The sequence below is a fragment of the Paraburkholderia phenazinium genome, from assembly GCF_900141745.1.
Lineage (GTDB): Bacteria > Pseudomonadota > Gammaproteobacteria > Burkholderiales > Burkholderiaceae > Paraburkholderia > Paraburkholderia phenazinium_B.
Map to the genome: position 1 here is coordinate 739,280 of NZ_FSRM01000002.1, position 19,594 is coordinate 758,873.

Consider the following 19,594-nt stretch of genomic DNA (forward strand, 5'->3'; position numbering starts at 1 on the left):
AGGATGTTCTCAGGGATCGCTTTGCTGGCCGTCGCTTGCAGTGCCATGGCTGACGATCTGGGCCCCACCCTGCAGAAGATCAAGGACACGGGGATCATTTCGCTTGGCGTGAGATACGACTCGCCCCCGTTCAACTACAACCTCGGTGGCAATCAACAGGCGGGGTATTCCTATGACATCAGCACAAGAATCGTCGATGCCGTCAAGCAGCAACTAAATATGCCGACGTTGCAGGTGAAAGAGTTGAGTGTCACTTCCCAGAACCGTATCCCGTTGCTGATGAACGGCACCATCGATCTCGAGTGCGGTACGACGACCAACAACCTGGAGCGCGAGAAGCAGGTGGGCTTTTCGACCACCATCTTCATCATCGGCACTCGCCTTCTTGTCAAAAAAGACAGCGGAATCAAGGAGTGGTCGGACCTGAAGGGCCACAACGTGGTTGCGGCAGCGGGATCGACCGGTGAGCGCCTGTTGCGGGACATGAATGACAAGGAAAAGCTGGGAATGAACATCATCGGAGCCAAAGACGTTGGCGAGGCATTCCTGATGCTGGAATCGGGCCGTGCGGCCGGCTATATGGACGACGACGCAATCCTGTATGCGGAGCGCGCAAAAGCGAGATCGCCGCAGGACTGGGTGGTAGTGGCCAAGCCGTTCACCCGGGAAGCTTATGGCTGCATGCTCCGAAAGGACGACGCACCATTCAAGAAGCTGGTGGACAACGTCATTTCTAAAATGATGTCGGATGGCTCGATCAACAAGCTTTACACCAAGTGGTTCACTCAGCCGATCCCGCCGCGAGGATTCAATGTCGATTTCCCGATGTCTTCCGATATGAAGGCGCTTATCGCCAATCCGAACGATAAGGCACTTGACGAGTAGTCTGCCTGTATCGAACGTTGCAGTGCCGGAGGGAGTCGCCTTCCGGTACCGCAACGACTGCTACGCCCGAACCCGTTACATCGGCGCGCAGTCGTGTGGCCATATCCCGTGACCAGACGAGGCGCAAGATCCACGCTTTACATTGGGCGAACGTCGAAAGACTGTGAGGTGGCGTGAAGCGCCGCGCAGTCGGGACGCGTTCATACGGACTCCATGCCTTACCTGTTCCACTGGGACGTATTCCTCGAAAGAGCATCTTCCACCGAGACGTACCTTGACTGGATAGTATCCGGGCTGAAGGTAACCATCGCAGTCGGCCTGACTTCCTGGATCGTCGCGCTTTGCATCGGCTCCGTTCTCGGCGTGATGCGCACACTACCAAACAAGTGGGCATCGGGATTCGCCAGCGCGTACGTCGAACTCTTTAGAAACGTTCCGTTGCTGGTGCAGCTATTTATCTGGTACTTCGTCGTTCCGGAGTTGCTGCCATGGGGAGCAGCGATTAAGCAGATGAACCCTGTCGTCCAGCAGTTCCTTGCCGGCGTCATCTGCCTGGGAACATTCACAGCGGCGCGGATTTGCGAACAGGTGCGCTCAGGTATCGGCAGCCTTTCGCGTGGCCAGGGAAACGCAAGCCTCGCGCTGGGTCTGACGCCTCTGCAAACATACCGCTACGTAGTGCTACCGATGGCATTCCGCATTATTGTGCCCCCGCTCACAACGGAGTTCGTGAACATATTTCAGAATTCCGCGGTGGCCTCGACAATCGGCCTTCTCGATCTGGCGGGCCAGGGACGGCAGTTAGTTGATTACACGGCCCGTCCCTATGAATCGTTTATCGCGGTAACCCTGCTGTACTGCCTCCTGAACGTAGTTGTCATGATGCTCATGCGCTGGATAGAGCGACGCGTTCGGGTTCCCGGTTATATCGGCAGCAAATAAGAGATCAATATGGCCTACGAATTCGATTTCAGCCTGATCAATCCCGCCAACCTCAAAGTACTTGGCGAAGGCATGGTGGTGTCCCTCGAGATTACATTGACGGGCGCAATCGTCGGCATTGTCTGGGGCTCCATTCTTGCGATGATGCGTTTATCTTCGATCCGGCCGTTGAGCTGGTTTTCGGAAGGGTACGTCACGGTCTGCCGCTCCATTCCGCTAGTGATGGTATTGCTATGGTTCTTTTTGATCGTCCCGCAGTTGCTTCAGAACGTACTAGGCCTGTCGGCCGCCTCGGATCTACGCATGACCTCGTCCCTGATCGCGTTCTCACTCTTCGAGGCAGCATACTGCTCCGAGATCATCCGGGCAGGTATTCAGGGCGTTCCACGCGGCCAGCTATTCGCCGCGCAGGCACTGGGAATGCATTATGGACAGGTCATGCTCCTCGTCATCCTGCCGCAGGCTTTTCGCAACATGGTGCCGCTGCTTCTGATGCAGGGGATCATCCTCTTCCAGGACACCTCTCTGGTCTACGTCAGTGCGCTCGCGGACTTCTTTGGCCGGGCCTACGACATCGGTGAGCGCGACGGACGCACGGTCGACATGCTGCTATTCGCCGGCGTTGTCTATTTCGTGATCTGCTTCTTCGCTTCCCAGTTGGTAAGGCGTCTTCAGAAAAGGGCTTCCATATGATTGAGATAAACAACGTATCCAAGCACTACGGGGCTTTCCAGGTGCTGACCGATTGCACCACCCAGGTCGCCAAGGGGGAGGTCGTGGTGGTATGCGGCCCGTCGGGATCGGGCAAATCCACGCTGATCAAGACCATCAACGGACTGGAGCCAATACAGAAAGGCGACATCCTTGTGAACGGCACACCCGTATGCAGCCCGAAGACGAATCTTTCGAAGCTTCGGTCAAAGGTAGGCATGGTATTCCAGCACTTCGAGTTGTTCCCACACCTGACGATTACCGAGAACCTGACGCTCGGGCAGATCAAGGTTCTGGGCCGCGGCAAGGACGAGGCGACCGACAAAGGCCTGAAGCTGCTCGATCGCGTCGGCCTCAAGACGCAGGCGGACAAGTACCCTGGCCAGCTATCGGGTGGCCAGCAGCAGCGCGTGGCAATTGCCCGCGCGCTCTCGATGGACCCGATCGCCATGTTGTTCGACGAGCCGACCTCGGCGCTCGATCCCGAGATGATCAACGAGGTACTCGATGTGATGGTCGAGCTTGCGCGCGAAGGCATGACGATGATGTGCGTGACTCACGAGATGGGTTTCGCAAAGAAGGTCGCACACCGCGTCATCTTCATGGATCAGGGCAGGATTCTCGAAGACACTGCGAAAGACGAATTCTTCGGAAACGTTGAGCAGCGGACTGACCGTGCGAAACAGTTTCTCTCGAGAATTCTCCATCACTAACCTGTTATCTACGCCGGCGTTACGCTGGCGCGATGATCTGATCGATGGTCAAAATTTTCGTTGATTGTTTTGACCAATCAAAATATTTGGTGAGTGGCAGGGATATATATTGATTTTCCTCTGAGCGACTTGCCACTACCATGATGATCACGCATTAGGTTAATTTAGGAAAACGAATGTTATCGCCCATGCTATCCCAACTTCTTGGCGCGGTGAAACCTTCACCGACGCTTTCCATTACCAGGCGTGCAGCCGAAATGCGTCGAAGAGGTGTCGACGTTGTCAGCCTCTCCCAAGGAGAGCCTGACTTCCCCACACCCGAACACATCTGCGAGGCAGCGAAACGCGCCATCGACTCCGGCATTACACGCTACACCGACGTAGATGGCACCCCCGAGTTGAAGGAAGCGGTCGTGCGGAAGTTTTGGCGCGACAACGGTCTTTCGTATGATGTCAGCGAAATCAACGTGGGCACGGGTGGCAAGCAGGTCATTTTCAACGCGCTACTTGCTTCACTGAATCCTGGCGATGAGGTGATTCTCCCCGCGCCGTATTACGTCTCCTACCCGGACATGGTCCGGTTGATCGGTGCCGTACCTGTCGAAGTCCAGTGCGGCGCCGCGCAAGGTTTCAAGATCACCGCAGAGCAGCTTCGCGAAGCGATTACGTCTCGCACCAGATGGTTGATTCTCAACTCGCCGGGCAATCCCACCGGAGCAGGTTATTCGCGCGCGGAACTACGCGCGCTGGCCGCCGAGCTCCTACGTCATCCGCACGTTATGGTGATGACAGACGACATTTACGAACACATCCGCTACGACGGCTGGCAGTTCTCGACGATTGCCTCCGAGTCGCCGGAGTTGCGGGAGCGAATTCTCACGGTCAATGGCATGTCGAAGGCTTACTCGATGACAGGATGGCGCATCGGATTCGCCGGTGGTCCGAAGTGGTTAATCGAGGCGATGGCAACCGTTCAGTCACAAAGCACCAGCAATCCCTGCTCCGTCTCGCAAGCTGCTTCGCAAGCCGCATTGGACAGCCCGATGGATTTCATCAAGGAGCGCAACGACGCGTTCCAACGCAGGCGTGACACTGCGCTGGAAAAGATCAACTCGATCGACGGCATTCACTGCCGACGTCCGGAGGGTGCGTTCTATCTCTTTCCGTCCTGCGAAGGCCTGATCGGCAAAGCAACGCCCGAAGGTAAGGTACTGCAAAACGATGTCGATCTTTGTGACTACCTCTTTGACCACGCGCGCGTTGCCGTAGTGCCAGGGATTGCGTTTGGCACAGATGACCACTTCCGCATTTCGTTCTCGACGTCAGAGGAGCGCCTGGCGTTAGGGTGTGACCGGATCATTCAGGCCTGCGAACTGCTGAAATGAAAATCCAGCAGACATGCAGCTCCTATAAACGAAATCCGCATAAATTTGCTTGCCTGATTGACAGGCACCTCTAAATCTGTCGAACCTTAGTGAGTTTCTCCATGGACTTAGGCATCAAGAACCGTATCGCGCTTGTCATGTCGGCCGGAGGCGGACTGGGCTCAGCCATTGCGCTGGCGCTCGCCCACGAAGGCGTGACAGTCGCTGTGTCGGACCAGAACAGTCAGGCGCTGGAAGACACCGTGTCGCGCATTCGCGAAGCTGGCGGAACCGCCCACGGTTTCCAGGCCGACCTGGCCGATCTGGAGAACATTTCGGCCATGGTTGCGGACGTGAGGCGCACGGTGGGTGACCCGGACATCCTGATCAACAATTCCGGCGGACCGCCTCCCTCACTGGCCACAGGCGTGGCACCGCAGCAATGGCGCAAACAATTTGACTCGATGGTTGTGTCATTGATGCATCTGACGGACCTGCTGTTGCCAGCGATGAAACAGAAAGGCTGGGGCCGCATTATCACCAGCACCTCGTCCGGCGTGGTCGCACCGATACCTAACCTCGGCATGTCCAATGCGTTGCGCCTGGCATTGGTAGGCTGGTCGAAGACGCTCGCCAATGAGGTCGCTGCCGATGGCATCTGCGTCAACGTCGTTTTGCCAGGACGAATCGCCACGGACCGCATCCGCTCGCTGGATGAGGCGCGCGCAAGTCGTGAAGGTAAGACTTACGAGGAAGTCGTAGCCGCAAGCACGGCGTCGATACCGGCAAGGCGCTACGGCAAACCCGAAGAATACGCCGACGCGGTGACCTTCCTCGCCAGCGAGCGCGCCGCTTTCATTACGGGCTCTGTCGTACGCGTCGACGGCGGCATGATTCCCAGCATTTAATCAACATTCCTTAAGGTACAGATGATGAAAACAACTCCAGCCGTGCGAAGCGCCGAAGATCGCGAGGCCATTCGCCAACGCTTCCTGTCGGTTGACACTTCCAACGTCGCAGACGTGCTTGATACTCTCGGCCTGTTCCATCAGGGTCTCTCGTCAGTCCTTAGCCCCTATCCAGCGTCCAGTGGAAAACTGGCAGGCTGGGCGTACACCATTCGCGGCCAAATGTCACCGTACGAACTCGGGGGCGACCCGGACAAGATGAAAGCTTGCGCGGGGGTGTCGACAGGCGACGTGACCGTCTGGAGCGGCGACGGTGAAGGCGTCTGCTATTTTGGCGAGCTCATCGCCATCGGCATGAAAGAGCGCGGCTGCGTCGGGTCGTTAGTTGACGGCGGGATTCGCGACATTCGCTGGATTGCCGATCAGGATTTCCCAGTATTCGCGCGCTACCGTACTCCGGTGCAATCCATCGCGCGCTGGAAGGTCAATGGGTGGCAGGAGCCCGTCAGCGTGCGTGGCGCTACTTCGCAGTGGGTTACGGTGCACCCCGGCGACTTCGTGCTCGGCGATGAAGATGGTGTACTGGTCATTCCAAACGACGTGGTCGACACCGTGCTGATTCAGGCAGAACACCTGACGGAGAAGGAACGTCTTATCCGCACGGAATTGCAACAGGGCCTGAGTCTCGCTGAGGCGCTGGCGAAATATGGACACGTCTGATCAGGCGATCTGCCCCGCTCATTGATGGGGTGCTTCATGCAAACAGCAGGTTCCTGCTGCACCGAAGATTGGTGAAGTAAGTCTCAGCCGGCCCTCGCCGCTCCAACCTCGAGCAGCGCCAGGGCCGGCTGCCCGACTCCCTCCAGCAGCGCACGGTCCGGCCCGGGCAAGCACCCGTATGCCGAGACGGACGCCCAGCAGCAACCGGGCAAGATCGTCGGCGGACTGTGCAGTCGAAATCTCGCGGGCCTGCCGACCGGCGTGCGCACAACGCCGGAAAAACGCTTCTGCCGCCACGAGCACGCTGGTCCCTTCGATCCCTCTCGCTGACTCATTACAGTTCCCATTGGCACGTCCGTGAAGATTGCCCAAATGGTCTCGCAAAGTGACCTCATCTCGCAAGGCAAAGTAGCAGCAAAGACAAAACGAGCCAGCGTGCCGAGGACGGGCTGCGTCGCTCGAATCGCGTCGGCGACCAGCGAACTTCGTCCCGTCTACGACGCTGGACCGATCAGCGCCTTAGGCATATACGCTTCCATAGGGGCGTAGTTTTTCTCAAGGAGCCAATCGCTTTTTTCCGTATTGTTTTCATCGACTTCAGTAGATTATCGAGTCGACCTCAAACAGAGTTTGAGGTCCGGCGCATTGAAAATAATCGACTAGAAGATGGAAAGGAGATTGGCGTGGGAATTGGCAAAGACGCAAGAAGGTTGGGCCCGGCGGGATTTCTTCTGCTCGCATGTTCGTCAGGCGCGTTCGCACAAAGCAGCGTGACACTAACGGGGCTGCTTGGCGCTGGGATCGGCTATACGAGCAACGTAGGGGGGCACTCAAATATCTATGAGGACTCTGGAATATTGCGTCCCAATACGCTCTCATTCCAGGGCAAAGAGGATCTGGGAGGCGGGCTCAAGGCGCTCTTCTATCTAGGTACACTATTCTCGATGAATACAGGGGGAATTCTCGGTGCGCCGGGCAGCCTTTTCTCCCGTGAGTCATACGTAGGGCTATCCAACCCGTACGGAACCCTGACCTTTGGTCAACAGCGTGACTTTACATTCGATACGCTGACCGTCCAGCAGTATGCGGGCATTTTCTACGAGGGGCTCTACGGTGCGCATCAGGGGCCGTTTCCGAAATTCGGCGTGCCGTATGTGATTGGCGGATCTTACGATTTCGATCGGCTTAACGGCGAGGCGATCAATAACTCCGTCAAATTCAAGAGCGCGAACTTTAGCGGACTGACCTTCGGCGCGATGTACGGCTTTGGCGGCGTAGCCGGGCATTTCGGCAACTCCGACTCGTCGAGCTTCAGCGTCGACTACGAGTTTGGTTCAGGCGGCGTGGCGGCGGTATACACGATGGCGAAGTCGCCCACGAACGACAACGGCAATGCGGGTATCCGGAACATCGGTGTGGGCGGAAAGTATCGGGTTGAGGCATTTCAGCTTGCTGTACTGGGAACGGTTTCCCACAACACCGGGAACGGGGCCCAGATCGATGCTGTCGACACCACCGCAAGTTACGACTTCTCGCCGTTCTGGAACTTCGCCACGACTTATACGTATATGGACGGCAATGCAGTTCTCGATAGCGCGCACGCGAGCCAGGTGGATGCGACGCTGACTTACCAGCTCTCCAAGCGCACTTCGGTGTACGGGACCTATGTCTGGCAGCACGCGTCTGGCCCAGGCGCACTCGCCCGCATCAACTCGACGCAGACGAGCCCTTCGAGCTCCGACGCGCAGACCATGGTGGGCATCAGCATCATGCACCTGTTCTGATCGTCGCGCGGAGACATTTGACCACAGGGGACGCAAGGTCCCCTGTGGAGTCCGCTCTCGCACTTAGAGTCTCTCAATTTCAGGCGCGTTGCCCTTCGCTGCGAGTCTCTGCGAAACCAGCAACACGATCGCGACGAAAGCCAAGGGGATGCAGCTCAACAAAACAATGTGCTGCGAGCTGATGCCGAGCGAGATCAGCAAGCCGCCGGCAGACGGCCCGAGGATTGCGCCCATTCGTCCGATCGCCGCGGCATTGCCGACACCCGTTGTCCTGAGGGCCGCTGGATATAGTGTGGTTGCGAGCGCAGATTGCCCGACACAAGCGCTCGTTGTCCCAACGCCTAGACCAAAGATCAACAGCAGCGCGGCCCACCGCTCGAGTCCTTCAATCTGGAATCCTACGATGCACAGCATCGCAATCGATATCGTCACGATTAGTGACCGTTGCACACCCAGGCGGGTTGCCATTGTAAACAGCAACAGGTTCCCCACGATTCCTCCGAGTCCGCACGCAGCCACGCCCAACGACGCGTCTGAGGCCGAGAACCCGAAAGACAGCAGCAACATGGGCGTCCAGAAGACAAACAGATAGTTCACAAGAAAGCCAAAGAACGCCACTAGCCAGACCGTAACACTCTCCGACAGATGGCGCGGCCCAAACAAAGTCTTTACCTCGCCGAACCACGATGAAGTGTCGGCCGTGTCATGCGTGTCATGCGTGTCATGCGTGTCATGCGTGTCATGCGTGGCATGCGTGGCATCAGGCACTCCCGTCTTTTGCAGATTTCGTGGGAGCACCAGCCAGACGAGCGGAAGTAGCAAAATGGGAAGGAATCCTCCGATAAAAAACACCGATTCCCAGCCAAATCCGGCGATCAGCTTTGGGGAGCCCAGACCACCGAGAGCGGCCCCGACGGACAAGCCAGTTGTCGCGGCAATCGTGGCTGATGCGCGCGCATGATCGGGTGCACTGTCTGCTGCAATCGAAATGGCGGCCGGAACGACCATGCCGAGGCAGACCGTCGTGAAAAACCGGATCACGGAAACAACCGCGATCCCTGACGAAAAAACCGTGAGCAGAGAGAATCCTCCGAACACCAGCATGGCCAGCGCAATCAACGTGCGCCGCGGCACCGCCCGTACTAATGCGCCGCTGGCGAGATACCCCAGCACGGCGCCTGCGCTCGTTGCCACGAAAGCGGGCGTCATCGCGGCATGACCTAGATGCCACAGTCTCGTCAATGAAGGTGCCACGTAAGCGATGGCTGCAGTATCGAAACCGTCGACCGCGATGACACAGAAGCACACAACGCAGATAAGCCACGCGTTGAGTGAGGTTTGAGCGCCGACAGGCTTATCGAGTTCGCCGATTTTGTTCATATTGGGTCGACGCTAGCAACACCATCGGACACGGTCTCGATCACCTCTCCGAAACGCATGATCCCCTGCCCCTTCGAGCGCCGATAGGCGCGCCAAAGCGGCAAGTGACCGCCATTCGGATCGCCCGACTCGGCAAAGTTCAGCACGTACTCCTGGATGCAGGTCGACAGCGAGTGGGCCCCCGTCCGGTCGATGCCGTCCAGCATAGGTGCATCAAACCAGTCTTCGAAGTTACCGAATACGAATGGAAGTTCGAAGCAATGACCTGCCCCTACGTCTGCCTGAGGCGATGGAAAGTCGAACTGATAGGCGAAGACGTCGCTGCCCGAAGCTTCTATCTCCGCAGCGAACCGGAGTGCCGGGAGCCTGAACAGCTTCTCCGAACCAAGATCAACGAGACTCGTGTACGGTCGGCCGTTGAGCCGGCGCATGAGTGCTCGCCTGTAGAGCGACTCGCCTTGCTCTCCGAATTCTTCACCATATTTCTTCAAGGCCTGCTCTTCTGTCGCGCCGACTATTGCAGGATTGCTCGCGAAGAAGCTGCCCATTTCTTCCCGGTTCCAGCCAATCATCAGCGGTTTGCCCGCAAAATTCTCGAGCGCTTGTGCACCCGGATTCGCCGGTACCGCGTTATCGCAAACGCTCCGAAACAGCACGGGTACCTCGGCAAACCCGTTTTGCGCACGCAACATCGAGGTCTGCAATTCCAGAATGCGTTCTACGGGCATCGTTCGCAGCGCTTCGGCAGACGGGTCGATTCCCGCCATCTCACAGAACTGTTCGCCCATCTTCTGCGCGGCTTCAGGCGTCGTCGGCGGTAGCCCCGGATAACTGAACATGATGCCGCCTTTGATCAGCGCGCTCGTTGGCTTCATCGCAGCGAGCAGTTGCGTGAACCAGGCGCCCGCGGACTGTCCAGCCGATACGATCGACTCCGGATCGCCACCCAGGCTGCCGATATTCGCGCTGACCCACTGCAGGGCCATCTGGAGATCGCTAACGGCGAGGTTGCCGTCAGAAATCCCCTCCATGAAGAGATTGCCAAGCAGTCCAAGCCGATAGTTCATGGTCACCACCACGGCGCGTCCGGTTCTGGCGAGCCGGTCGCCGAAGTAGCACGGCAGCGAGCCTCCGCCCGTCAGGAAGCCGCCCCCGTGAATCCAGAAGATGACCGGCAGCTTGCCGGAAAGTGAGGGTGTAAAAACGTTGAGCCGAAAGGCGTCCTCCGACATGTCCGCGCCACTGGCTGTTGGACCCATCACGAAGTCGAGGCGGCTCGGCAGTTGCGGAAAGACCGGTCCAGGCCGTGTGCAGTCGCGCTCGCCGGACCATGCGGATGGCGCCAGCGCAGGGAGAAAGCGGGCCGCCTCGGCAGCATAGGGAATATCGAAAAAGGTATGAACGCCGTCGTCCAGCACGCCCTTAAGAACACCTTGTGCGCAATGTGCAATGGTTGTCTTCATCATCAATCTGTCTCGCTTGTCTTCATGTGACTGCAAGGCGCGTTGCGAACGGGTTTGCAGCCGGGGTATGCTGTCGTGCATCGACTGCGATGTTGACGCGGCTGCTGCGAAAACAAAACGGAAAATTTCGCTATTGCCCTTGAAGAAAATTCATGAGCCACCCACTATGACTTCCTTGCAACAGCGTCTGAAGCTGCGTCATATTTCGGTGGTGCTCGAAATAGCGCGATGCGGGAGTCTGCAGAAGGCAGCAGAGGCGCTCATCGTGAGTCACTCGGCGATATCGAAGGCGTTAGCAGAGATTGAGACTATCGCGGGCGCGCAGTTGTTCGAGCGCACGTCGTCCGGCATGCGTCCGACGATTCTTGGAGAAGCCCTTGTACGCCACGGCTACCTGATCGCCAGCGACGTCCAGCGTGCTGAAGCGGAACTCGACGCGCTACGCGGCGGCGACATGGGAACATTGTCGATTGGCGTGTTCTTCCCGCTCAACTGGTGGGAAGTCCTCGCCGATTGCGTCTCGGAATTCCGCACCAGATCGCCCAGGATACGCCTGAATGTTCGCGAGGATTCGATGGAATCCCTTCTCGAGCGTCTGGATCAGGACCTGGTGGATATTGTCATCGGACGTCTAGCGAGCGGCTACGGCGGCAACCAGCACTTGCAAGTGCCGCTTCGCGACGACCATCCGCTATTTGTCGCCCGTCAGGGACACCCGCTCACACAGAAGCCGGTGGCGCTCGAAGATCTGTTGGGTTTCCCCTGGGTCTTACCCGAGCAACCCAATGTCATCAGGCAGCAACTGGAGTTCGCCGTGCGCGACATGGGTCTGCGCTTCGGAACGGATATCGTCTCCTCACAATCTTCGCCGTTGACGTTTCGGCTGGCAAGCAAGAGCGACGCGCTCGTGCTCGCATCGCAATGCATCGCAGAAGAGTTGCACGCCCTGTATCGACTGCAACCCGTACTGTGTGAGTTACCGCTTCATCTCGGCCCGCTCGTCGCCGTCACCCGCAGCGACAAGACGCTCAGCAAGGCCGCGTCTACGTTCCTCGAGCAACTGAAAAGCATGATTGATGCACGCTGAACGCCCGCCCTCACAGGAGCGAGCGCAGTGAGACAGATGCGTCGGCGAGCCGCGCTTCGTCGATTGCCGCTTTGCTCGCGATCAGCCGCCTGCATACGCCGATATCACGCCCCGAATTGACGGAAATTGCCGCCCGCATACGCCCGCTTTCGTCCAGAGCCATGACGCAAAGCGAGCCCGCAGCGGGATCACCGCGCGACACGAGACGATGTTGCGCCTCGATGACGCCCAGCGTCTGGACATTGCAGTCGAACTGATCCGACCATAGCCAAGGCAATTCCGCGTATATCGCATCACCCCCCAGCATGTTTTCCGCAGCAACGACGGGCTGGTTCTCGGCCACCTGCCACGATTCGATCCGGATGCTGCAGCCAAGCAATGGACTGGCATGCATCGTGACTTCGCCTGCGGCAAAAATCTTCGGGTCGCCGGTACGGCACTGTTCATCGACCACGATTCCATTGCGCACTTCAAGTCCACAGGCCTCGGCGAGCTCGACGTTAGGCACGACGCCAATACCAATGACGACGACATCCGCCGCCACTGCCCCGGCATCGGTCCCGATCGTCGCATGCCCGTTCCCATAGCTAATCGCCTGCGGCATCGTGCCGAGACGCAGTTCGACGCCATTGCGCTGATGCAGCGCGGCGATCTGTTGCGCCACACTAGCTGGCAACGCACGCTGCAGCAGCGCAGGCGCAGGCTCGATCACGGTAGCCTTACAGCCGGCCTGAGTCGCGGCGGCAGCGACTTCGAGCCCGATGAAACCACCACCCAGAATCGCAACACGCCTGTCCGGTGCGAGGACGGCGCGCAATGCCCGCGTATCGGCAAGCGTGCGCACATAGTGCAGTGGCACGCGCGGGTCCACGGCGCCGCTGAAGCGGCGCACGCGCGAACCAGTAGCTAGCAGCAACCTGTCATAGCCGATTTCGCTATCGTCGTGCAACCGCACGCACGAACGCCTACGATCGACTTCGGTCACCGTCGCGGACAAACGCAGATCGATACGCTGCGCCGCATACCATTCATGCTGCCGGATAAAAGCCTTCCGTTCGCCGTCCTCGGACATCAGCGCGTCTTTAGACAACACGGGACGGTCGTACGGCGCATGCGGCTCTTCACCGATCATCACGATCTGCACGTCCGCATCCAGTGCGCGCAGCGTCTCCGCCGCGCGCCGCGCCGCATGGCCGGCGCCCACAATCACATGTCGTTCATTGGACATTGACTTCCACCCGCGCATCGACGATCCGGATCGGAAACGCACGCACTGCTTCCGTAATGGGAGCACAACGCGGCGCACCCGTACGGATATCGATTAGGCCCTGATGCAGCGGACATTCGACGCATCCGTCTTCCACGAAGCCTTCGGACAAACGCGCATGGCCGTGCGTGCATAGATCGTTCAATGCAAACACTTCGTCGCCGACGCGAAACACGGCGATCCGACGCTCGCCTGCGATCACAGCCGCGGGTTCCCCTTCAGTAAAGTCATCGAGTGTGCCGATGCTCTGCCAGTTATCAATGGTCTGTTCCATGCCCCCTCCTCAGATTGGCGTCGCCAGCAACGTCTGCACGCGCGACGTGTCGTATATCACCCGTTTGCCGCGATAACGCAGTCCGTCCGGCGTGCGCACGATGCGGTCGTAATACTTGCCTGCCTGATACACGTCCGACTCGCCGTTCGAGCGCGTCTGCACCACGACATAGCTGCTCTCGGTTTCGATCACGCCGTCCTGCTCGCTCGTGATGGTCAGACCCGAGGTCATATGACGATACGTGTGCTCCTCGAAGATGTTGGCGTGGCGCAGCGACACAACGCGATCTCGCAGCATTTTCTGGTTCGTGCAGTAAATCACGCCGATCGGCAGTCCCATATCCGCGTTTTCTTTCGGCACGATCTCGTACAGGCAATCTTCGGTGAAGAGCGTGGGCCATGCTTCAAGCCTGTCGTTATCGAGATTGCTGATGTACTGGTTCTGCAGCATGTTCACTTCGAACCAAAGCTTCATCTGATCCATTTTGGTATCCTTTATTCAATAGCCCATCAGCTTCTGATAGCCGACCCAGAAGCGCCGAATCAGGCTTTCCGTGATCACCGTATCCTGCTGGTCCGGGTTGCTGCGCGACATCTCGATCACCGACGCCGCGTCTGCATCGCGCACCGTGCCGCGTTGCACGAGTTCGGTGGCTTCAGTGTCTTCCATCGAGATATAGCCCGCCGGCCCCACCAGGTTGGCCTGCTTGATGCGCAACTCGCGCAGTTCAGGCGTATCGTCGGCATAGCCAAAGAAGTGGAAGATCAGTTCGAAGTTGTCCGGGCCTTTAGCCAGCAACTGACGCGCGACGAGCGTGTTGTGAATCTGCTGAACCACCAGTTGTGGAAAGATCGGCTGAATATGGTTGGTGGTGTCCTCGTCATATTCGGACACGAGACCGAGGATCGAATCGTCTTCGAGCGCGAAGCCTTCATCGAACGAGCGGATCTGTTGCTGTTTGTAAGCGGCCGACGTGTCTTCACCGGTCTTCGTCACAGTGATGATGCTGTGCAGGCCGTGCGTCGCATCGGGAATCGATCGCGCCTTCATCCCGACGCGGAAAATGTTGAAGGTCGTATGGAACAGATGCAGCATGCTGGCGTGATACGGGTCCTTCACGTTCTCCATATACAGCTTCCAGTTGGAGTTCGAGTATTGCCGCGTGCAGCCGAGGTACTCGATCGGTTTGTGAAAGATCCGGTCGATCCACGGCCGCATTTCCGCGCCAAGATATTCGGGCAGCGGCGCAACCACGTCGCTGAAGCTGGCGAACACGAGGCCGCGATAGCTCTCGACGCGCAGCTTGCGCAGGCTGTGCTGTCTCGGGTCAAAGTCGGGTGGCATGCCTGTCATGCCTTTCTGGCCACGCCGGAAAGGCACGCCTAGCAGATTGCCGCTGTTATCGAAACTCCACTGGTGATACACGCACGTATGAGAAGTGGCATTGCCTCGCGCCTTCCGGCACACCGATGCGCCGCGATGCGCGCAACGGTTGACCCAGGCCGAAAGCGAACCGTCTTCGGTGCGCGTGACGACAACAGGTGTATCGCCGACAAACGTGCTCTTGAAGTCACCCGCATCTGGAATTTCCGCTTCGAGCGCAACGAAGTTCCATGTGGGACCCCGAAAGATGCGCTCCTGCTCACGCTCGAATACAGCCTGCGAGCTGAATACCTTATAGGGCACGCGTGAACCGTCATCGCGCGGGAACTGCACCAAGTCGCTGTCCAGCGTATTCCTGAAGATCACAGGCGATTCGACCGTTTCCATGCTATTTTCTCCGCATTGTGAGGGTGCGTTGCGGCAACGGAGTCGTTGCTGCATTGCGGAGTTATTTTTGGAGGCAGAAAATCCCGGGTCTATCCGTTTCTGGCCGGACACGCCCGCGATATCCAGTTCCGGCAGCTTTATAAACGATGGCGAGGTGCGTGGCGTCTGCGCAAGCGCGCTGAAACAATCATGAGATCCGATCCCCGACTTCCCGCATTGCGGCGCCACCGGCTGTTCGAATCGGCCGACCTCGACGAGACCCGTGAACTGATTTCGCAGGTCATGCAGCCGCATTCGCTGGTTCCGCAAGGCAATGTGCACGGTCGTTCACACATGGATTTCGTGCGGGTGGGCAGACTCGGCATTGGCACGATTCACTTCGGTGGCGCCATACAGGTGGATGTCGAAGCGGTCGACGGATACTTCCTGATGATGTTTTGCGTGGCCGGCCATGCGGAAGTCCTCGCGGCGGGCAGGAAGATTGTCGTGGACGACCAGCGCGTCGTCATTCGCGCTCCTGGCGAGTCCTTTAGCGCGTTGCTATCGCCCGATTGCGAGCAGTTGATCATGCGGATCGACCCAGCTTCGCTCACCGACGACACGGCTTCCCTAATTGGCGCGGAAACGTCCGTATCGCTGGCAAGCGGTCCGATGCGCGCGTGGAAAGAACAACTAAAACTTGTCGCCAGTTCAGGCGACCTGCTGAACACTGCCGCCCATAACCCGACCGTCGGGGCACACGTCGAATCCTTGCTGATCGGTCTGCTGTGCGGTTACGAGTCGCGGCGCGGCGGATCGCCCCCACCCACCATCGCTCCACAGTTCGTTCGGCGGGCCGAAGAGTTCATGGCTGCCAACCTGAGTGCGCCCATCCAGTTACCTGAAATTGCAGGCGCCGCGGGCGTGCCAGTGAGAACGCTTTCCGAGGGATTTCTGCGCTTTCGTCATACCAGCCCGATCAACCTGTTGCGACAGATGCGTCTTGATCGCGCGCGTCAGATCATTCGTGAGAGCACGGCCGAGTTACGCGTCGCGACAATCGCGCTGGATTGCGGCTTTACCCACCTCGGACGGTTTGCGCAAGGCTATCGTGAACGCTTCGGCGAACTGCCATCGGAAACACCGCGGCGCGGTCAGCTTCGCTGAGTGCACGTGGCCAATCTGAATCTGATTGCGTAGCACCGCTTGCTTTAATGCTCCCGGTTCAGTGCCGGATATCAGAAACAAACTTTCGTGCGCGTGGATGCTCGGGATTGGCAAAGAAGTCGTCCGGCTTGGCACGCTCAAGGACCGTACCCTCGTCCATAAACAAGATGCGATCCGCTACTTCACGAGCAAACCCCATCTCGTGCGTGACGCAAATCATCGTCATACCGTCTCTCGCCAGCTGTTTCATTACCTGTAGTACCTCGCCGACCATCTCTGGGTCGAGTGCGCTTGTGGGTTCATCAAACAACATTACCGGCGGTTGCATCGCAAGTGCTCGTGCGATCGCCGCGCGCTGCTGCTGACCACCGGACAGTTGGCCCGGGTATGCGTCAGCTTTGTGGGCCATTCCCACCTTTTGCAAGAGGGTCATCGCGTGATCGCGCGCTTCGCTCGAAGTAGCGCCGCGAACATCCATCGGGGCGAGCATCAGGTTACGAAGTACGCTCATGTGCGGAAAAAGGTTGAAATGTTGAAACACGAACCCGATCTCGCTACGTAACTTGTTAACATTGACGCCGCTTGCATGGATGTCACGGCCATTAACTGTTATGCGACCTTTGTTAATCGGCTCAAGCCGATTGATCGTGCGTATGAGGGTCGATTTCCCCGAGCCCGAAGGTCCGCAGATCACAACCACCTCTCCCTTCGCGACGGTCTCATGAACCTCGTGCAAGGCCCTGTACTCGCCATACCATTTCTCGACATTCTCAAACGTAATCATTTATGCCCTCGCTATGATGGCCGACTTTACGCGTACTCCAGTTCGCTCACGGCGCGCCTGTATACGCCGCTCCAAACGAGTCATGGCTTGCCCCAACGACCAGCAGATCAGGAAGTATGTGACCGCGAGGATCGCGTAGACCTGGAATGGTTTGGTCAACAACTGAATGTTGATTTGGTATGCCGAATACGTCAATTCATTGAGACTGATGATATAGCCGAGCGACGTATTCTTAACAAGGTTAATAAACTGGTTCAGGATGCTTGGGAGCATGTGAAAAAGCGCCTGCGGCAGTACGACACGCCGCATGACTTGAAACCCATTGAGTCCTAGTGATCTGGCAGCTTCAATCTGGCCTTTCGGGATTGCCTGGATACCTGCCCGGATGACCTCGCCCATGAAGGCCAGTTCATAGACGACCAGAGCACAGAGAACTGTTGTCAACGCTGAGACACTACGTCCAGTCACAAGGGGAACAATAAAATAGGCCCAAAAGATGATCATGAGCACCGGCAACCCGCGGATCAGGTGTACCGCGATAGACACCGGTAGATAAATGACAGGGTAGGTACTAGTGCGTGCTATGCCTACCAACACAGCAAGCGGGAAAGAGATGACCAGTCCCGCGACCGCCAGACACAATGTGAGTGCCAGGCCCCCCAGAGGTCCCAGTGGGAATTGCCCAACCAGTAGCAGCAAACCATAATCGTGAAGGATTCTAAAGATGTCGGTCATATCAATGTGCCCCGTCTGTATTCAGGCGCTTCGACCAGACGTTTCCTAGCCCCATAATCACGAATGACACGACCCAATAGAAGATCGATGCGACAGCAAACGCTTCGAACGTTCGAAAGCTCTCATTCTCCACTTGCTGACTCGCGTAGGTCATCTCAGCGACCCCTATGGCCATCGCGAGGCTGGTGGACTTGAATAGCCCAAGTGACTGGTTTACGAGAGGTGGAGCGGCGACTTTAAGGGCCTGTGGCAGGATGACCTTCCTCATTGAAGAAACGTAGCTCATTCCAAGCGCACGTGCCGCTTCCAGTTGCGCCGGCGGCAGCGAACGTATGCCACTGCGCAGGTCCTCCGACATGTAGGCAGCGACATTGAGCGAGAGCGCAATGGCGGCAAAGATGAACTCGCTGTTGCCAGTGTTGTTAATCAGTTGCTGCCACGTTACCGGCAGTAGTTGTGGTACCCCGAAATACCAGACGAACAACTGCACCAATCCGGGCACGTTACGATGGTAGCCAACAAAGCCCGCAGCAGCACCCGCCAGAAAACGCACGCCGGATGACCGAACGGCCGCCACGATTAGCGACAGCAGGAAGCCGATCACCCACGACGAAGCAAACAGGAGCAACGTGTGAACGGCTCCCGACAAGAACAAGTCCAGGTATCGGCCATGGAGTACAGCAGAGAAATTTAGAGATAGCACTTTCGTAGCCTTGATAGGCGGTCAACTGATCCGTTACTCAAAGCGCGGAGATCGGGATCAAATTCCCTCGAGGAATGTTGAACTTCGTTTGTGGTCCGTACCATTTGTTCCACAACGCATCCAGCTCTCCGGACGCCTGCATGTCCTGAAGTGCCCTGTTGACGGCCGCGAGCAATTCGGGTTCTCCCTTCTTCACGCCCAGGCAGGTTGGCTCATGCGCCAGATCTTCGTCCAGGAACTTATACTTGCCGCCCGATTCGTTAACAAAGCGCAATCCCGAAGCCATCCCGATGGCGAAGCCCTGGACTTTTCCCTGCTGCAGCGCAAGAAATTGCGATGCGTTGTCCTGGAATGTAACGACCTCGGCAGACGGAATCACCCGGTGCGCATAGAGTTCAGGTGTAGACCCTTTCTCGGTGCTAATTCTTTTGCCGGCGAGGTCTGAAAACTTTGTGATGCCGGAATCGCTCGCGACGATAATTTTCAAAGGGATTTGATAGTGCGAAGAAGTAAAGGCCACCTGCTCAGCACGCTCTTTAGTGTATCCAAACGCAGCAGCAACCAGGTCCACCCGGCCAAGAGCTAGTTCGGGGATACGTGCTTCAACGGTGATCGGCTTGTGCACCATCTGTACACCCAGATGTTTGGCTATAGCCGCGCATGTATCGACGTCAAAACCTACGTATTGGCGTGTCGTCGGGTCCTGATACGCGAGCGGCTGTGACCCTGACAGAGTGGCGCATGTCAGACTACCTCCAGCCTGTATATCCTTAAGCCGGTCAGCATGTGCAATGCTGGCCATACCCAGCGTTGCAATGAGAAACAGACAAGTGAAACGGGAAATTGCGACGATAGTACGAAGCATGGCTTATGTCTCCTCCAGATGGAACGCGGATTCGGATGGGTTTATTGTGAGGTTGGACATCGAATTCGCTATTATGAAAATGCCGCATCTGCA

Annotated in this window: 20 protein-coding genes; 10 read left to right on the forward strand and 10 right to left on the reverse strand. The window is 57.7% G+C overall.

What is annotated here, in order from left to right; all coding sequences use genetic code 11:
• Nucleotides 1–3 precede the first annotated feature (3 nt).
• From BUS06_RS23335 to BUS06_RS23370, 8 genes are all read left to right on the forward strand, one after another.
• A complete protein-coding gene (locus tag BUS06_RS23335; protein ID WP_143787724.1) occupies nucleotides 4–885 on the forward strand; it encodes a transporter substrate-binding domain-containing protein in 882 nt (293 codons plus the stop codon).
• 213 nt (nucleotides 886–1,098) lie between these two features.
• Nucleotides 1,099–1,827, forward strand: a complete 729-nt coding sequence (locus tag BUS06_RS23340; RefSeq protein ID WP_074266795.1) for an amino acid ABC transporter permease — start codon at nucleotides 1,099–1,101, stop codon at nucleotides 1,825–1,827.
• Nucleotides 1,828–1,836: 9 nt separating this feature from the next.
• On the forward strand, nucleotides 1,837–2,520 hold the full coding sequence (gltK, locus tag BUS06_RS23345) for a glutamate/aspartate ABC transporter permease GltK (protein ID WP_074266796.1): 684 nt from the start codon (nucleotides 1,837–1,839) through the stop codon (nucleotides 2,518–2,520).
• A complete protein-coding gene (locus BUS06_RS23350) occupies nucleotides 2,517–3,251 on the forward strand; it encodes an amino acid ABC transporter ATP-binding protein (protein WP_074266797.1) in 735 nt (244 codons plus the stop codon). Before gltK ends, BUS06_RS23350 begins: the two co-directional genes overlap by 4 nt.
• Nucleotides 3,252–3,508: 257 nt before the next feature.
• On the forward strand, nucleotides 3,509–4,636 hold the full coding sequence (locus BUS06_RS23355; RefSeq protein ID WP_254368941.1) for a pyridoxal phosphate-dependent aminotransferase: 1,128 nt from the start codon (nucleotides 3,509–3,511) through the stop codon (nucleotides 4,634–4,636).
• 101 nt (nucleotides 4,637–4,737) lie between these two features.
• Nucleotides 4,738–5,523, forward strand: coding sequence for an SDR family oxidoreductase (locus BUS06_RS23360; RefSeq protein WP_074266799.1), 786 nt, complete (start codon nucleotides 4,738–4,740; stop codon nucleotides 5,521–5,523).
• 21 nt (nucleotides 5,524–5,544) lie between these two features.
• Complete coding sequence (locus tag BUS06_RS23365; RefSeq protein ID WP_254368942.1) at nucleotides 5,545–6,243, forward strand: RraA family protein; 699 nt, start codon at nucleotides 5,545–5,547, stop codon at nucleotides 6,241–6,243.
• Nucleotides 6,244–6,926: 683 nt separating this feature from the next.
• Nucleotides 6,927–8,027 carry a porin gene (locus tag BUS06_RS23370; RefSeq protein ID WP_143787636.1) on the forward strand — a complete coding sequence of 367 codons (1,101 nt, stop codon included), beginning with the start codon at nucleotides 6,927–6,929 and terminating at the stop codon, nucleotides 8,025–8,027.
• Nucleotides 8,028–8,090: 63 nt separating this feature from the next.
• Here BUS06_RS23370 and BUS06_RS23375 read toward each other — a convergent pair whose 3' ends face one another.
• Both BUS06_RS23375 and BUS06_RS23380 read right to left on the reverse strand, forming a co-directional pair.
• Nucleotides 8,091–9,407, reverse strand: coding sequence for an MFS transporter (locus tag BUS06_RS23375; protein ID WP_074266801.1), 1,317 nt, complete (start codon nucleotides 9,405–9,407; stop codon nucleotides 8,091–8,093).
• Nucleotides 9,404–10,873, reverse strand: coding sequence for a carboxylesterase family protein (locus BUS06_RS23380; RefSeq protein WP_074266802.1), 1,470 nt, complete (start codon nucleotides 10,871–10,873; stop codon nucleotides 9,404–9,406). The genes BUS06_RS23375 and BUS06_RS23380 overlap by 4 nt, the downstream gene beginning before the upstream one ends.
• A gap of 163 nt (nucleotides 10,874–11,036) precedes the next feature.
• On the opposite strand from BUS06_RS23380, the gene BUS06_RS23385 reads away from it, so the two are divergent.
• A complete protein-coding gene (locus tag BUS06_RS23385) occupies nucleotides 11,037–11,957 on the forward strand; it encodes a LysR substrate-binding domain-containing protein (protein ID WP_074266803.1) in 921 nt (306 codons plus the stop codon).
• 10 nt (nucleotides 11,958–11,967) lie between these two features.
• Here the strand turns inward: BUS06_RS23385 and andAa are convergent, their stop codons facing one another.
• From andAa to andAc, 4 genes are read right to left on the reverse strand one after another with little or no spacing between them, the layout of a single operon-like run.
• Nucleotides 11,968–13,185, reverse strand: a complete 1,218-nt coding sequence (gene andAa / locus BUS06_RS23390; protein WP_074266804.1) for an anthranilate 1,2-dioxygenase system ferredoxin--NAD(+) reductase — start codon at nucleotides 13,183–13,185, stop codon at nucleotides 11,968–11,970.
• Complete coding sequence (andAb, locus tag BUS06_RS23395; RefSeq protein ID WP_074266805.1) at nucleotides 13,175–13,498, reverse strand: anthranilate 1,2-dioxygenase ferredoxin subunit AndAb; 324 nt, start codon at nucleotides 13,496–13,498, stop codon at nucleotides 13,175–13,177. The genes andAa and andAb overlap by 11 nt, the downstream gene beginning before the upstream one ends.
• A gap of 9 nt (nucleotides 13,499–13,507) precedes the next feature.
• Nucleotides 13,508–13,981, reverse strand: coding sequence for an anthranilate 1,2-dioxygenase small subunit AndAd (gene andAd, locus BUS06_RS23400; protein WP_074266806.1), 474 nt, complete (start codon nucleotides 13,979–13,981; stop codon nucleotides 13,508–13,510).
• 15 nt (nucleotides 13,982–13,996) lie between these two features.
• Entirely contained in the window at nucleotides 13,997–15,268 is a 1,272-nt protein-coding gene (gene andAc / locus BUS06_RS23405) for an anthranilate 1,2-dioxygenase large subunit AndAc (RefSeq protein ID WP_074266807.1), read from the reverse strand.
• Between the two features lie 189 nt (nucleotides 15,269–15,457).
• Here andAc and andR point away from each other — a divergent pair, with 189 nt between their 5' ends.
• A complete protein-coding gene (andR, locus tag BUS06_RS23410; protein ID WP_074266808.1) occupies nucleotides 15,458–16,414 on the forward strand; it encodes an anthranilate 1,2-dioxygenase regulatory protein AndR in 957 nt (318 codons plus the stop codon).
• A gap of 58 nt (nucleotides 16,415–16,472) precedes the next feature.
• On the opposite strand, the gene BUS06_RS23415 is transcribed toward andR, so the two are convergent.
• The 4 genes from BUS06_RS23415 to BUS06_RS23430 form a co-directional block, all read right to left on the reverse strand.
• Entirely contained in the window at nucleotides 16,473–17,198 is a 726-nt protein-coding gene (locus tag BUS06_RS23415) for an amino acid ABC transporter ATP-binding protein (RefSeq protein WP_074266809.1), read from the reverse strand.
• A complete protein-coding gene (locus BUS06_RS23420; protein WP_074266810.1) occupies nucleotides 17,199–17,933 on the reverse strand; it encodes an amino acid ABC transporter permease in 735 nt (244 codons plus the stop codon).
• Nucleotide 17,934: 1 nt separating this feature from the next.
• The gene (locus tag BUS06_RS23425) at nucleotides 17,935–18,582 is read right to left on the reverse strand and encodes an amino acid ABC transporter permease (protein WP_254368943.1); all 648 of its coding nucleotides are present in this window, start codon (nucleotides 18,580–18,582) and stop codon (nucleotides 17,935–17,937) included.
• A 91-nt stretch (nucleotides 18,583–18,673) separates the two neighbouring features.
• On the reverse strand, nucleotides 18,674–19,501 hold the full coding sequence (locus BUS06_RS23430; RefSeq protein ID WP_074266812.1) for an ABC transporter substrate-binding protein: 828 nt from the start codon (nucleotides 19,499–19,501) through the stop codon (nucleotides 18,674–18,676).
• Between the last annotated feature and the right edge of the window lie 93 nt (nucleotides 19,502–19,594).